The organism is Desulfomicrobium macestii (assembly GCF_014873765.1).
GTDB lineage: Bacteria > Desulfobacterota > Desulfovibrionia > Desulfovibrionales > Desulfomicrobiaceae > Desulfomicrobium > Desulfomicrobium macestii.
Map to the genome: position 1 here is coordinate 223,464 of NZ_JADBGG010000002.1, position 14,811 is coordinate 238,274.

General features: G+C 61.7%; 10 protein-coding genes. 2 read left to right on the forward strand and 8 right to left on the reverse strand.

Going from position 1 to position 14,811, the window contains the following annotated elements; all coding sequences use genetic code 11:
- Positions 1–21 precede the first annotated feature (21 nt).
- Positions 22–1,320 carry a rhodanese-like domain-containing protein gene (locus H4684_RS02305; protein WP_192622692.1) on the forward strand — a complete coding sequence of 433 codons (1,299 nt, stop codon included), beginning with the start codon at positions 22–24 and terminating at the stop codon, positions 1,318–1,320.
- Positions 1,321–1,418: 98 nt separating this feature from the next.
- Entirely contained in the window at positions 1,419–1,901 is a 483-nt protein-coding gene (locus tag H4684_RS02310) for a rhodanese-like domain-containing protein (protein ID WP_407644762.1), read from the forward strand.
- 36 nt (positions 1,902–1,937) lie between these two features.
- Here H4684_RS02310 and H4684_RS02315 read toward each other — a convergent pair whose 3' ends face one another.
- The 8 genes from H4684_RS02315 to H4684_RS02350 all read right to left on the reverse strand — a co-directional run bounded on the left by H4684_RS02315 (position 1,938) and on the right by H4684_RS02350 (position 14,802).
- Positions 1,938–4,346 carry a PAS domain S-box protein gene (locus tag H4684_RS02315; RefSeq protein ID WP_192622693.1) on the reverse strand — a complete coding sequence of 803 codons (2,409 nt, stop codon included), beginning with the start codon at positions 4,344–4,346 and terminating at the stop codon, positions 1,938–1,940.
- A 295-nt stretch (positions 4,347–4,641) separates the two neighbouring features.
- A complete protein-coding gene (locus H4684_RS02320) occupies positions 4,642–5,517 on the reverse strand; it encodes a DMT family transporter (RefSeq protein ID WP_092189016.1) in 876 nt (291 codons plus the stop codon).
- Between the two features lie 313 nt (positions 5,518–5,830).
- Complete coding sequence (locus H4684_RS02325) at positions 5,831–6,202, reverse strand: YdbL family protein (RefSeq protein ID WP_092189014.1); 372 nt, start codon at positions 6,200–6,202, stop codon at positions 5,831–5,833.
- A 13-nt stretch (positions 6,203–6,215) separates the two neighbouring features.
- Positions 6,216–6,416, reverse strand: a complete 201-nt coding sequence (locus H4684_RS02330) for a YnbE family lipoprotein (RefSeq protein ID WP_092189013.1) — start codon at positions 6,414–6,416, stop codon at positions 6,216–6,218.
- A gap of 1 nt (position 6,417) precedes the next feature.
- Entirely contained in the window at positions 6,418–9,093 is a 2,676-nt protein-coding gene (locus H4684_RS02335) for an intermembrane phospholipid transport protein YdbH family protein (protein WP_192622694.1), read from the reverse strand.
- Between the two features lie 413 nt (positions 9,094–9,506).
- Positions 9,507–10,268: a UPF0280 family protein gene (locus H4684_RS02340; RefSeq protein ID WP_225940186.1), complete on the reverse strand. Its 762-nt coding sequence runs from the start codon at positions 10,266–10,268 to the stop codon at positions 9,507–9,509.
- A complete protein-coding gene (locus tag H4684_RS02345) occupies positions 10,244–13,669 on the reverse strand; it encodes a sensor domain-containing protein (RefSeq protein WP_192622695.1) in 3,426 nt (1,141 codons plus the stop codon). Before H4684_RS02345 ends, H4684_RS02340 begins: the two co-directional genes overlap by 25 nt.
- Entirely contained in the window at positions 13,666–14,802 is a 1,137-nt protein-coding gene (locus H4684_RS02350) for an FIST signal transduction protein (protein WP_192622696.1), read from the reverse strand. The genes H4684_RS02345 and H4684_RS02350 overlap by 4 nt, the downstream gene beginning before the upstream one ends.
- Positions 14,803–14,811 lie beyond the last annotated feature (9 nt).

Sequence of the window (14,811 nt, forward strand, 5' to 3'; positions counted from 1 at the left end):
AATCAGATGAGGAGCAAGGCAATGCGCAGACAATCATCCCTTCTTCATGTTCTTGTGGTGGCGCTCCTTCTGGGGCTGCTCGCCGGCTGTTCCGGCGCGCGCGGTCACAAGGGCGCGGCTCTCCAGCTCGATCCGGCCAAGGTGCCCACACCCTACCACACCCTGGTGGACATCGAGTTCGTCAAACCTCTGGTCTTTGAGGCCATGCTGAACCAGAACCCGTCGACGGGGGCCATGATCATCGACGCCCGGCCCAAACAGCCCCGCTATGACAAGGGCCACATCCCAACGGCGGTGAGCCTGCCCGGCAGCCAGTTCGACAAGATGGCCGCCGAGGTCCTGCCTGCGGACAAGGACACCCTGCTGGTCTTCTATTGCGGCGGGCTGGCCTGTCCCTTGAGCCACCAGTCGGCCTGGAAGGCCGAAGCCCTTGGCTACACCAACGTCAAGGTCTATGCCGCTGGTGACCCTGAATGGGAATCCCTGGGGTACACGGTCTGGACGGCGCGCGATGTGCGTACGCCTCTGCCGGTGCTCGATCCGGCCAAGGTGACCAAACCGTTTCATCGGCTGCTGACCCTCGATCAGGTCAAGCCGTACGTGGCCAACGCCATGCTTTCGGCCACACCCATAGAGGACGTGATGATCATCGACGCCCGGCCCAAGCAGCCCCGCTATGACAAGGGGCACATCCCCACGGCCGTGAGCCTGCCAGACAGCCAGTTCGACAAGATGGCCGCCGAGGTTCTGCCTGCCGACAAGAGCGCGAAGCTGATCTTCTACTGCGGCGGAGTGGAATGTCCCTTGAGTCACCAGTCGGCCTGGAAGGCGGAAGCCCTGGGCTACACCAATGTGGCCGTGTATGCGGGTGGCGATCCTGAATGGGTGGCCAAGGGCCTTAAGGTCTGGACCGCCGAGGGGGCTTCCCAGGAGGCCGCGCCGGCCCCGGCCCCGGCCCCGGCCGCTGCTCCGGCCGGAGCATTGAAGGCCGGTGCTGCCGAAGGGACCATCGACAACGATGTATTCACTGAACTGGCCCGGAACAATGTGGACAGCATCCGGCTCATCGACGTGCGCGCACCTGCGGAGTTCGCCATCGCGCATATCCCCGGTTCCGTGAACATGACCGTGGACATGCTCGAGAAGAAAATAGACGAGTTCTCGGCGGAAAAGCCCCTCGTGTTCATTTGCTCCACCGGCGCACGCAGCGGCGAAGCCTTCTACATGTTCCAGGCCATGCGGCCTGACCTGAAGGACGTCTACTACGTTGACGCCAATGTCAGTTTCGCCCCTGACGGGTCTTTCGAGATCAAGAAGTAGCGGGGCCTGGTCTCTGTTCGCAATGCGTCACCCGTTGGCCGCCTTCGTCATGCATTGGTGAGGGCGGCCTTTAAAGTTTGCAGGGAGGGGGAAATGCCGTGAGGATCATGCATCTGCTGCGACGAGCCTTGTGTCTGTCCGTGCTGACGGCGCTGTGCTGCGTCTCGACTGGGCTGGCCGATCAGGAAACCGGCTCCCCGCTTTATGAGCAGGCCGCGCGTGCGGCCGAGCGCGACGGCTACAGGATGGTCACCACCGCCGGGTTGCGCGAGATGCTGCGCGTCAAGCCAGGCGTGCTGCTGGTCGATGTGCGTTTTTCCTACGAGTACGCCGAAGGACACATGCCCGGTGCGGTCAGTCTGCCCGTTGACCTCTCGGACCGGGGCGACCTGCCTCCTGCCCGGCGGCAGGCCTTCGAGGACGTCCTGGGCGCGGACAAGGACAGGATCATCGTGGTCTATTGCCGGGGATTTCGCTGACTGCTCAGCGGGATCGCCGCAGCCTGGGCCGTGCGTCTGGGATACACGAATGTCTTTCGCTACCCGGGCGGGTATCAGGCCTGGCAGGGGCGGACTCCCTGAAAGGGAGCAATGCCGGTTCTGTTTTCATTCGGATTGTCAGGAACCGGCGGACATTGTCTTTTCGATGACCTGAATCAGGGCTTCCCTGCTTACCGGCTTGGCCAGATAGTCGGTCATGCCGGCCTGAAGAAAGGTCTCCCTGTCTCCGGCCATGGCATAGGCGGTCATGGCGACGATGGGGATTGCGGCCTTGGCGCCAAGCTCCCTTGACTTGCGGATGATTCTGGTCGCCTCGACGCCGTCCAGGACAGGCATCTGGATGTCCATGAAGATCAGGTCGAAGTCCTGCCGGGCCAGGGCGTCCAGGGCTTCCTGTCCGTTCATGACCGCAGTCACCGTGTGCCCGAGTTTTTGCAACATTTTGAGGCTGGTCAGCAGATTGACCTCGTCGTCCTCGGCCAGAAGAATCCGGCGTGGGGAGTTGGCTGCCGAAGGAGCCTGGATCTGGGGCTCGGCAGGTTTCGGGATCGACAGGGGCAGGGACAGGCATATGGCGGTTCCCTCGCCGGGGCCGGTGTCCACTGCCAGATTGCCTCCCAGCAGCAGGGTCAGGCGCCTTACGATGGACAGGCCAAGCCCCGCGCCCTGGTGCTGACGGACGAAGGAACCGTCAACCTGTACAAAGGGTTCGAAGATGTCCTTGAGACGGTCATCCGGGATGCCTGTTCCCGTGTCAAAGACGCAGAGCAGCAGGCGACATTCTTTTTGCGCGTTGCTGGGCAGGGCGGAGATCTCGACGGCGATTCGGCCGTGCTCGGTGAATTTGATGGCGTTGCCGACCAGGTTGAAGAGAATCTGGCGCAGGCGCATCTCGTCTCCGACAAACCGTGGCGGCACGTTTTCGGCAAGCTGGAAGTTCAGGTCCAGTTTTTTTTGTCTGGCGATGGGGGCAAAGAGTTCGAGTACGGAATCCTTGAGCGCGCCAATTTCGAACTCGGTCTCGTAAAGTACCAGTTTTCCGGACTCGATGCGCGAGATGTCCAGGATGTCTGAAAGCAGGCGGGTCAGCCGGGTGGAGGAGTTGATGGCCATGGACACGAAGCTGCGCTGCTCCTCGTCCAGACTGGTCGTTTCCATGAGTTGCAGCGTGCCCAGCACTCCGTTCAGGGGGGTGCGGATTTCGTGACTCATGTTGGCCAGGAATTCACTCTTGGCCCGGTTGGCGGCTTGACTTTGGGTTGCCAGTTCCGTGGCCCGCGCCGTGGCTTCGAGCAGTTCCCGATTGGCGGTGCGCAGCTTGGCCTGGATCGAGTTGCGTTCGGTGATGTCCGTGGCGGTGAAGGTCACGCCCAGGGAAAGGTTTTCCGGGTCAAGGGGAGTAGAGGCCATGAGCACGTCAATGATGGTCCCGTCCTTTCTGAGCCAGCGCGTCTCGACCTCGCCGGTTCCTTTTGCCTTGATCTGCCTGTATTTTTCCCGGCCGACAAAGTCGAAATCCTCCTGCGCGGGATAAAGCATGCGTGCGCTTTGGCCCAGCAGTTCCTCTTCTGTATGTCCGGTCATTTCGCAGACGCGCTGGTTGACGCGGATCAGAACCCGGTTCCTGACCACGCCGATGCCCGTGGGGGCGACCTTGAAAATGGCCTGCAGGTGTTCCTGGCTTTCGCGCAGGGCTTCCTCGATCCGTTTTTGTTCGGTGATGTCGAGCATGAAGCCGAACCAGGTGATGCTCCCGTCCGGCATGGCCTGCGGGTTTGATGCGCCCCGGATCCATTTGGTCGCCTCGGTGCGGGTGAAGATGCGAAAATCTTCCTTCCAGGGGCTCATGGACAGGGCCGATTGCTCGATGGAGGCAAAGAGCCTGCTCTGGTCTTCCGGGAAGACGTTCTGAAAAAGAACGGAGGTGTCGCGCAGGGATTCGTCCGGCCATTCGAGTAGCCGACCCGCACCCTGGCTCACAAAGGGAATTTCGTATGCCAGGGGCCCCCTGCGGGTGAACTGGTAGAGCGCGCCGGGAACATTGGCGGTTATGGAGCGCAGCAGGGTCTCGTTTTTCCGCAAGGTCTCCTCGGCCGATTTTCGAGCAGTGACGTCCTGGGCAAAACCGTCGATAACCCATTCTTCAGGGCAATCGTGACTGCCGAGGCTTGCGTTTTCGTGAATCCAGATGACTTCGCCGTTTTTCTTTCTGGCCTGAAATTCGAAATGTCTGACCACGCCGTCAGCTTGCAGCAGATCTATGAATTCCCGGCGGCGAGAGGATTCGACGTAGAGCTGACGGGAGAGGTCCGTCAGATCGGCAAGAGCTTCCTGCGCTGTGTCATATCCCATCATTTCCGCCATGGCGGGATTGAGTTCCAGGAACCTGCCCGAAAGGGAGCTTCGATACACTCCGACCGGAGAATGTTCGAAGCGGTTTTTGTATCTGGCCTCGCTGTCTTCAAGGGCGGCCTGGGCGGCGGCGAGTCGTTTATCCAGCTCGTCGGCGGGGAGGGTGTTCGTCATATGGATTTTTGCTCCAGAGAGTCGCTGTGATCAGGCAGAACTGGTCTGTTGTTCTTGCGGCACCGCGCGTGACTGACTGTGCATTACGGAGGCGCTGAATCTGGGATCAAGGATTGGTGCTGAAGAAGAACATGACAGCTTTTTTCGGCCAATACAACCAAAGCCGTCCGGGAAAGAGGGCTGCGCCGAAAACGGGATGCTGCCGGCGTGATGTTTTATGGAAGTCTTTGGGCGGGATTTGATCCTGGTGGGATGCCTTGGCGGTTCGACAGGCGTTTTTTTGCTTCCGCTGCCGTCATGGTCTGGCCTGGGACCAGATCATGCCGCCGAGCATCAGCGCGCAGCCGATGAGGGCCTGAGTGGTGAGAATTTCGCCCAGCAGCATCCAGCCTGCCACGGCGGCAAAGACCGCCTCCAGGCTCAGGATGATGGCCGCCGGGGCCGGGCGGGCGTCGCGCTGGGCCACGACCTGCAGGGTGTAGGCCACACCGACGCTCATGAGTCCGCCGTAGAGGATGGGGACGATGCCGGCCCAGAGACCGGCCAGGGTGATTTCTTCAAAGGCCGCGGCTCCGGCCAGGCTGATCAGGCTGCAGAAGGCGAACTGGACGGCTGCCAGCTTTATGGCGTCCACGGCCGCAAGCCCGCCGGTCAGCTTGCCGATGAGGAGCACATGCACGCCCCAGAAAAACGCCGACATGAGGACCAGCGCGTCCCCCTTGTCCATGGTCATGCTCTCGGTGACGCTCAGCATGTACATGCCGGCGATGGCCAGCCCCGCTCCGGCCCAGGTCCCGATGCCGTAGCGGTGTCCGAGGAAGATGCCGATCAGCGGCACGAAGACCACGTACAGTCCGGTGATGAACCCGGCCTTGCCCGCCGTGGTGTAGCACAGCCCGAACTGCTGTAGCCACGCGCCCAGAAAGAGGGCTCCGCCCATGAGCAGGCCGCCGCGGATCAGGGTGGACAGCGGCGGGGCGACGGTGGTGCGTCTTCTGTCCATATTCGCGATGAGGGGCAGGAGAGCCAGGGCGCCCAGCGCGAAGCGGATGCCGTTGAAGGTCAGGGGGCCCATGTGGTCCATGCCCATGCGCTGCGCCACGAAGGCCGCGCCCCAGATCAGGGCGGTCAGCAAAAGGAAGAGATTGGCGCGTATGGTTCTGGAGTTCATGGGGATTCCTTGTGCGGCAAGCGGGTGATGTCTTTCGGGCTGGATGGAGGCTGTAGCGGGCCGGGGGCGGCTCCGTCAAGGCGGGGGTGGAGGGTCGGGGGTAGGCGTGGGTGGATTTTAAAGGGGGGGGCGCAGAAGAACACGGACCGACACGGACGAACACGGACAGGCACGGACAAGGAATAATGGCCGCGCCTGTATTACCCTGTGTTTGTCCGTGTTCGTCTGTGTCGGTCCATGCCTGTCCGCGTCAGTCCGTTTCCTTCCGCGTCAGTCCACACCGGTTCATTTTCAGAGCACTCTTATCTCCGGCTCATTTCTTTTTCCACGCCCCATCGGGGCTCTGGATCCATGTTCCCGGGGCTTCCTTCTCGGCGATCTGCGCGGCTCGGGTCTGCCCTACCAGGGCGGGGGAAGCGTTCTGACGGGCGGCGATGGCCTTGTACACTTCCCGGCGATCGGCGTTTTCGGCGTTGATAACGTCGGCGCTGGGCTTGTTTCCGGAGCGGAATTCCAGAAATCCCTGGTTGTTTTCACCAACGAGGCCCTGGGCTTTGAGTTCGTTGATGACAGGCAGGCGGGCGAGCATCCTGTCCTTGATGCCTTGGGCGAATCCTGCCTGTACGCAGAACATGACGCATAAAAGGGCCAGAAGAATCGGTATGAGGTGCTTCATTTTGCGCATATGGGACTCCAGTTCAGTTGCTTGGGTTCAGATTTTGGTCGGCCTTGTCGATGTCGCTGAAAAAGTCTTCCAGGTCCTTTTGGACCCGCACGTTGACATCGATGGTGATGTGGATGGGTTTGACCTCCACCGGCGCCATCTGCACCTCGTGGCGGGTGCTGCAGGCGCTTTGCAGAAGCAGCATCGCGGCCAGGGCCATCAAGGGAATTCGCACGTTAACCTCCGTTTTTCATCAGTTCCAGGAGCTGTCGGTATTGCAAAAGTTGATCCAGGGGCAGGCGGAAATTTACGTCCAGGCGGATGCCCTGGAATACGGACCCCGGTGAAGAGGCCTCGACCCGTGCGAAGCCGCCGATGTCGCGGTTGTAGCTGAACGGCAGGGGTTTTTCGGGTTTGCCGTCAAGCTCCAGTGAGACGACAAGCTCCCTTTCCTGGGTGTTGATGCGGATTCTGGCCCAGTCGTAGGTGAAGTCCTTCAGGGCCTCCGCCGCCAGGTCCAGCTGACCGTATTGGGGCGTCCCCGGGGGAATGCCGGCCGTCAGGATCTCCGTGCCCTTGACGCGCAGTACTCCTTTTTCGCCCGGAGTGGAATACAGGAAGCCGTTGTCGAAGGTCAGGTTCCCGTCCGCCCAGTGCACCGGGATGCGGCCGTTGGCGGTGCCCCCGCCCTGGGCCTGGGTCATGCCGAACTGCTCCAGGGCCTGCGCCATCTCGACCCGGTCGCAGTAGAGTTCGACGGTGTAATCCTCAACGTTCGGGTTGATCCGGAACGCCTGGCTGCCGATGCGGCCGCCGGCCCACTCAAAGCGGCAGCCTTCGACCAGGATGCTGTGCAGGGCTTCGACCTGAAAATGGATGTCGCCCTGCTCAAGGATGATGGTGCCCAGTTGCAGGCGCTCGAAGTTCATGCGCCCGTCCGGGTCGGAGCGCATGTTCAGCAGGTTGGAAAAGGCCAGTTCGACGGCCCCGCCGCTTAACGTGAGTTCACTTGTCGTGTGCGCCAGGGACAGTCCGGTGAGCTTCAGATCGGCGGGGAGCATGGGCGCTCCACTGCTCATGTCCAGGCGCGCGGTGGCATCCAGGCGGGCGCTGCCCGACAGATCGCCCAGCGCCGGGAGGAGACTCGTCAGCTTGCCGGGCATGGTGATGGTCTGGGCGGCCTTCATCTCGATCCAGGAGCCGGAAATGTTTTTTGCGTCGATGCGTCCCTTCAGGGGCGCCCGAACCGCCACCGGCAGCACCGAGAGATTCCCGTCGAGGCTCGCGCCGTGCAAATCTTGCGCGATCCTTGATGAAATTTTTGCCAGTCCTTTCCCTTTCCATTTCAGATCGAGGTCCACGCTGCCGGACGCCGTCGTCGGTTCGGGCCAGGCCAGGGGCAGGCGCAGGTTCATGAGCGCCACGGTGTCCCCACTGCCGGCGCGTACTGCAGCGTTTATGACGCCGCTCAAGGTAAGCTGTTCGGCCAGGGCAAAGGCGCATTGTCCGTCAAGGCGGGTCGTGGTCAGGGCCATGCCGGGCTGTTTTGCCTCCAGGCGCGCTCCGGTGAGGCGTATCGTTCCGCTCACATCTGGAGCGGCGGTGGCGTTAACGGTCATGTTCAGGCCCGAGAGGGTTGCGCCCAGGGTTTCCCGGGTCACGCGCAATCTGCCCAAGGCCAGGGACCCGTCAACGCGCGTGCCGGAGGAGCCCTTGGCGGCGTCGAGGGTCAGGGTAGTCGTGTCCAGGGCAAGGACCAGTTCCGGCGTCTGGGTCGGGCGGGCTTCAAGAGCGTCGAGGGCCGCCGTGGCGCGCATGTTCCAGCCCTGCTTCGAGGCTTTGAGCTCGAAGCTTCCGGCCAGATGCGGAGGAGACGAAAAAGCGAAGCCCGACAGGGCCTGCGCGGTCAGGTCCCAGGAACAGCCAAAGGACATCTCTTCAAGGTTCGCCCGGATGTCGGCGACGCTCAGGGTCAGCGGCAGGGGGGCGTCAAGGCTCAGGGCCGAAATGGAAAGGCGCGGTTCTTCCTGCCAGGCAAGGTCGAGAGTGGCGTTGCCGTCCTGGGCCAGGGGCGTGTCGCCAAGCATGGTTCGCAGGGAGTCAAGGCCAAGCCGGGCTTCAAGAACGGGCTTTTGGTTCGGGGGCAGGGATGCGTGGGCCTCGGCCCGCACGGTTCCGGCGAGAGGCAGGGCGTCGAGGCCCGGGACCATCCCGGCCAGGGCCGCGATGGAGGCCGGGGGCAGGACGCAGGTCAGCCGGAAATCGTTTTGCCGCAGGTTCCCCTTCAGCGCCAGGTTCACGCTTTGCCCGGCCAGCGCGGTCTCGGCATTCAGGACGATGCCTGCATCTTCATCAAGGCCGCCGTTCACGCTGAAAGGAAACGAGTGCCCAAGGCCCGGTCCTTCAAGGCTGATGCGGCCTTCAACGGACATTTCGTCCACCCAGGGCAGGAACATGGTCCCGGATTCCGCGCCGGATGATTTCTGAAGCCGGGGCAGACCGGGAATGTCCCAGTCATCGACATTTTTTTGCACCCGGATCGACAGGCCCAGGATCCTGATCCTGTCGATTCGGCCACGCAAGAGCCCGGACAGACTCCAGTCGATGAGCACGGCCTCGGCGGCGAGGCCCGCATCGCTGGACAGGGATATTTCGCCCAGATCAAGGCCCGAAAAGCCTGCCCCGCGAATGTCCATGCTCAGCTCGGGAGCATGCAGGGTTCTGGCCAGCGCGGGCACGAAAAGTTCCTGGGCGATGCGGGGCAGGGCGATCCAGAGAACGGCAAGGACAAGGCAGGACAGCGTGAGGAAAAACAGCAACCCGCGCAGGAAACGGGAGGGAGCCGGTCTGGCGGGCTGGTCATTGGCGTGCGGGGTCGCGTTGTCCGGCGCGGGGCCGTTTGCAGTGGACATGATTCTTTGTCTAGCAAAGGACCGGACAAAGGCAAAGAGCGTGTTTGAGGTCTTTCGGGAAGATTCGGGCGTTTCAAGAAAAAACGCCCCGCTTCATGGTGAAGCGGGGCGAGTCATTTCAAGGCATTTCTGACTAGATCGTTTCGTCGTACTGTTGGTTTTAAGATTCTTGAACCCTTAAAAACTTTTCTTCGTAGCGTTTGGTGACGGTCTCTCCGTCTGGTTTGCCCGGGCTGATGGGTTAAAGTCCCCCGCCTCTTCAGGCCTTTTTTTCGACGCTACCCTCAGCAACCTTTCGTCCAAGATGTATGGCCCAATGGTCTTACCTCCGCTTAGGTTAACACGAACAATCCTTGATTCCTTTATAAGCCTGGCGGCTGGCATTGTCCAGATGGGAAGTGATTTTTAGTCTCTCAAATCACGGCCAGTTGCATCTTGCCCCACACGCCGATCTTGCCTTCGCATTGCGTGAAGACGCCGTCGAGGCCAAGGGACTCCCAGCCTTGGGCCTTAGCCAGAACCGCGTCCATGGCCGAGGCTCCGGTCAGGGCGTTGGCCAGAGCCGTGGCCGCCGCGTCGGCCAGGGCCGCGTCTTTTGAGCGGACCACGACAAGGTCGGCCTTTCCGAAACTCAGCGAATGTCCGATTTTGGCCGAGGACGCGCAGAAGGAGCAGGGAAATTCCCGGGCCGCTACCGGAACGCACAGGCGGACGGCTTGGTCCGGCATGTTCAGGATGCCGATGTGCCGGTCCCGGGTGGAGCAAAGGTAGGTGTCCCCGCCGTTTTCGATCAACAGATCAGGCGAGCGCTCCCGGAAACGCTCGGCCAGCATCTGGGTCAGGGTTCCGGCCACGGCGGCCATGGGGCCGACTCCGGTCAGGGACGCGGCATGGCACATGCGGCGGATGATTTCCGGAGCGCGGGGGGCGGTTTCAAGGGGTTCAAGAGAGGTCAGAAATTCGGGGTGCACGGCCGCGTAGGCCTTGATCTGTCCGCGCAGGAGCCGAACATGGTCGGCCATGGCTCCGCCGAGGTCTTCCCGCGCCGCGATCCACAGGTCCGTTTCCTCGATGACGAGCTGGAAGGAGACGAGGTCGTCACGCCGGGAGGCGCGGTAGGTGCGGAAGGGGGACAGGTGGGCAGGGCGGGTCATGCCGGGGGATTCGCTACACATGCGGCCATCAGCGTTTCGGTCTGCTCCTTGGACATGGGTCTGCCCAGATGATAGCCTTGTGCCAGGTCGCAGCCGAGTTCCTGCAGGGATTCAAGCTGCTGCTGCGTTTCCACGCCCTCGGCCACGATGCGCAGATCCAGGATTTTTCCCAGCCCGATGATGGCCTTGATGATCTCAAGGTTGTTGGGGTTTTCGAGCATGGTCTGAACAAAGGAGCGGTCGATCTTCAGGATGTCGATGGGCAGGCGTTGCAGGTAGGACAGGGACGAATATCCCGTGCCGAAATCGTCCATGGCGATCTGAAAGCCCATCTTCTGCAATCGCTCCAGTCTGGAGGTGGCCTGCTCGGGATTGTCCATGACCGCCGTTTCGGTGATTTCGAGCTTGATGTGCCGCGCCTTGAGGCCGGTTTCGTGCAACAATTCCGTCAGGACGGGGATGAGTGACGCCTGCAACAGGTCCTTGGGCGAAAGATTCAGGGACATGCTGATGTCAAGGCCGGGAAATTGAGCTTGCCATCCGGCCAGGACCAGGCAGCCGCGGCGCATGACCCATTTGCCGATTTCGGTGATCAGTCCGGTTTCCTCGGCCACGGGGATGAATTCTCCCGGGGCGAGATGACCGCGCAGCGGGTGGTTCCAGCGGATGAGCGCCTCGAAACCACGGAGCGTTTGCCCGCGCAAGGCGTAGATGGGCTGAAAGAAGAGTTCGAATTCATCTTCGACCAGGGCCTGGCGCAAGTCGTTTTCGAGTTGCACGGTCTGCACGACCTGTTCGTACATGCTCTTGCTGAAGACCTTGAACTGGTTTTTGCCCAGCTCCTTGGAGCGGTACATGCTGATGTCGGCATCCCGCAGCAGGTCGTTGGGAGAGGTGTAGCGCACGGTCTGCAGCACCACTCCGACGGAGGCGCTGACCAGCACGTCCCGATCCTGGATCTTGAGAGGCTGGCGGATGGTCTCCAGAAGCCGGCGGGTGATGCCGATGGCTTCCTGGTTGCTCTGAAAGTCTTCGAGCAACACGGCGAATTCGTCTCCTCCCATGCGGGCCACCGTGTCCATGGTGCGTAGGTACTGGGTCAGGCGGGCGGCCACTTCCTGCAGCAGATGATCTCCGGCCTGATGGCCGAGGGTGTCGTTGACCCGCTTGAAGCTGTCCAGGTCGATCATGAGCACGGCAAAACGATACTCGGAGTTGCGCTGCTGCCTGGTCTTGGCCCGGTTCAGCCTGTCCATGAAGAGCACCCTGTTGGGCAGCCCCGTCAGATTGTCGCGCAGGGCCTGCCTGGTCAGCTGCGCTTCGTAATTCTTGCGTTCGGAGATGTCGCTGAAAATGAAGAACGCCCCGGAGATCGTGCCGTCCAGCACGTAGGGATAGCCGAGCATGGAGACGGGAATGATCCGTCCGTCCTTGGTTTTGCGTTGCGTCTCCGTGCTCACCGAGGTTCCACTCAGCACCGTGGAGATGAAGGCAAAGCTTTCGTCGAGGCTGTCCGGGTTCAGGAGCATTTCGAAGAGGGCGTGGAGATCGCTTCTGGTGTATCCGAAGAGGCTGGTGAAGCTCGGGTTGATGTCCATGGGCGCCCCGTCCTTGCCCAGCAGCAGGATGCCTTGCGGGGAATTGTCGAAGAGCTGCTGAAAGAGGCCCTTCTGGATGGCCAGCCTGCGCTCGGCCTTCTTGCGCTTGGACACGTCGCGCATTGAGCCTTCGAGGTGACTGATGGACCCGTCGGAGCGCTTGACGGTGCGCATGTTGATCGAGATCCAGGTTTTTTTTCCGCCCTTCATGAACGCGTCGAGTTCAAAATTCTGGGCGGTGCCGAGCTGCAGGGCCCGGCTCAGCAGTTGGACCCGGTCGGCGGAGGAGATGACGCGTTGCAGGAAGCCCTGGGCGTCGGCCATCAGACTGCCTATGTCGTCGTAGCCGAAAATGCTGGCCATGGCCGGGTTGGCGCTCAGGAGGTCGTGATCAAGGGAGATCTGGAAGATGCCCTCGGTCGCGTTTTCGAAAATGGCGCGGTGCTTTTTTTCGCTTTGACGCAGCGCTTTTTCCGTGGCGTTGCGTGAGATGGCCAGAGCCAGATGGTCAGCCACCGAAGCGAGTACGTGCGTGTCCTTGTCGCGGACGAAATGGTTATTCTCGGGAAGCGCGAAGACCACGGAACCCAGCAGCCGATCCCCGTAGCGCAGGGGCGAGGTGTCCGTGATTTGCGGGGATGGTGATTTCATGGCGTTGGCGGAGAGCATGGAAAGATGCTTCATGGTCTCGTGTCTGGCCAGATCCTGTCGAATGAAGAACGGGAACGTGAGCTTCGCGCCTTCCGCGCCAAGGATGGAGGCGAACATGATCTGGACCTCAAGGTGCTCGGCCAGGATGTCGAAGACCTTGGCTAGAAGCTCCTTGTCCGCCAGGGGCGTGCTGGCGGCGGTGGAAACCAGGTACAGAACCTGGGTGCCGATCTCGACACGTTTCTTGTCGGTGATGTCCCGGATGGTCTGGATGGCTCCGGCGATGTTGCCGTCCTTGTCGTACAGCGCCGAGGCCTTGGCCCAGACGTAGGCCCCGCGCCCGCCGTGAAGAAGCGGGACGAAGATTTCCGTGGCCAGCCCTTCGAGGTTGCTCTGGGTGGGCTGGTACATGGGGTAGTCCCGGCTTGGATCCTTGCCGATGAAGTCCAGGAGGATGGGCCGTGGATGCCCGTAAAAGGGAGTGCCGTACTCATAGCCCGATTTGCCCAGGATCTCTTCCTTGGGCACCCCGGTCATGCCTTCCATGGCCCGGTTCCAGGCAATGACCCGGTGTTCGTTGTCGACCACCAGGGTGGCGTCGGGCAGAAATTCGATGATGTGGTCCAGGCGCTGCTGCATTCCAAGGAGCGCTTCCTCGGCCAGGGCTCGGTCGGAAATGTCCCGGATCAGGACCAGGATCAGGTCGTCCTCGAGATTGGCGAAGCGGGCCTCGTAGTGACGGGTTCGGCCTGGGGAATGAATCGAGTACTCAGCCTGGAAGAACGAGGTCTCGGCCAGCATGCGCATGGCCAGGGAGAACGCCTGCGGGTCGGCGATGTCCGGAATTTCGTGTAGATTTCTCTTCAGGAGGCTGAGCGGCTCGACCCCGAAGAGGGCTTGCAGGCCGCCGCGGCAATCCTTGATCAGGCCGTCGCGGGTGATCCACAGGAATACGTCCGGCAGGGCCATGAACACGGCGCGCATGACTTCGTTGCGGTGCACCAGTTCGGCGGAGCTGATTTCCAGGGCCCTTTCCAGAACTTCCTTTTCTTCGTCGAATTGACGGTAGGCGTCCTCTATGAGGGCCATGAAGGGTTCAAGATCTGTAGGCAATTCTGAGGGATTGATCCGGGCCCGTTTGAGTTGGCGTTGTAAAAGGCGGTGCATGCTCATTCCTGCTCCCGCAGCACGGTAACCGTCATGGTCTGATTGTGCAGGCAGCAGGTCGTTCCAGCTTCGTCACTTCCTATTTCGCCATAGGAGTAAAAGCCTGTCAGGGTCGTGCGGGGGCCAAGAACTCGGGCCACGGCGTCAATCTCCTCTTCCACGAATTGTTTGAGCAGCATCTTGCGCCCTACGCAGCTGACCAGCATGGCCAGTGCGTCCCCGTCACCCCTCCGGGCAAGCTCGGCGGCTTTCCGCGCGCCGTCCAGGAGGTTGTCCATGTTGCCGCGCATGAGGCGGACCGTTGCGCCAAGCGGCATCTCTGCGCCAAAAAAGAGGGCGCCACGCTCCCGGTCCAGGCCGAGGATGGTGCGCACCACCCAGTTCGAGCCGCCGGCTTCGCATAGATACAGGGGAAAGAGATGTCCGCTGGCGGGAAGGTTTTTCGCGTGTTTGCCCAGATAGCGTTCGTAGAGTTTCAGGGCCGATTCTCCATCGAGTTCCAGCAGGACATTGCCGTGGGACTCGGTGATCAGCCTCTCAGGGCCAAACGGCAGCCAGCCGCCGCGCGAACCCTCGCCGATGTCGAGCCGTTCGCCGTAGAAGCCCACGCAGGCGACACCGCCGGAGAAAATCACCGATCCGTGCATGATGGCGGTGCGCTCGAAACGTTCGCCGTCGGCGGCCAGGCCGCCGGTGATTCCGACGCCCGGCGGAAGGAACTCCGCAAGTCCGGAAGCCAGGGCGCAGCCGTTGATGACCAGCCCGTCCGAAAGCACGAACACATGGGTCAGCCCGGCGTGGGACAGGCTTGCGGCCAGATGGCGGCACATGTCACGGATGTCCGCGTGGTCCTTCAGGCGGGTGGCCGTGGATTCAAGCCTGGTCTCCTGGAAAGAGACCAGGGTCGCGACCATGGCGTTTTCAAGGAATGTCCGTCCCGAGACGACTCCTCCGGAGGAGCAGCCCATGAGGATCGCCCGTGGGCAATGGGTTTTGAGGGCCTCCACGGCGGCGGCGACGGCGGTCTCGTCCGTGTCGGACCAGAACACCAGCGCAAGGTCGGCGTCCAGGCCGTGGGCCTTTGCGGAAGAGGCTTCCCACTCTCCTTTGGAGTTTACGCTCATCTGGCTTACAATCATGATTTCTTC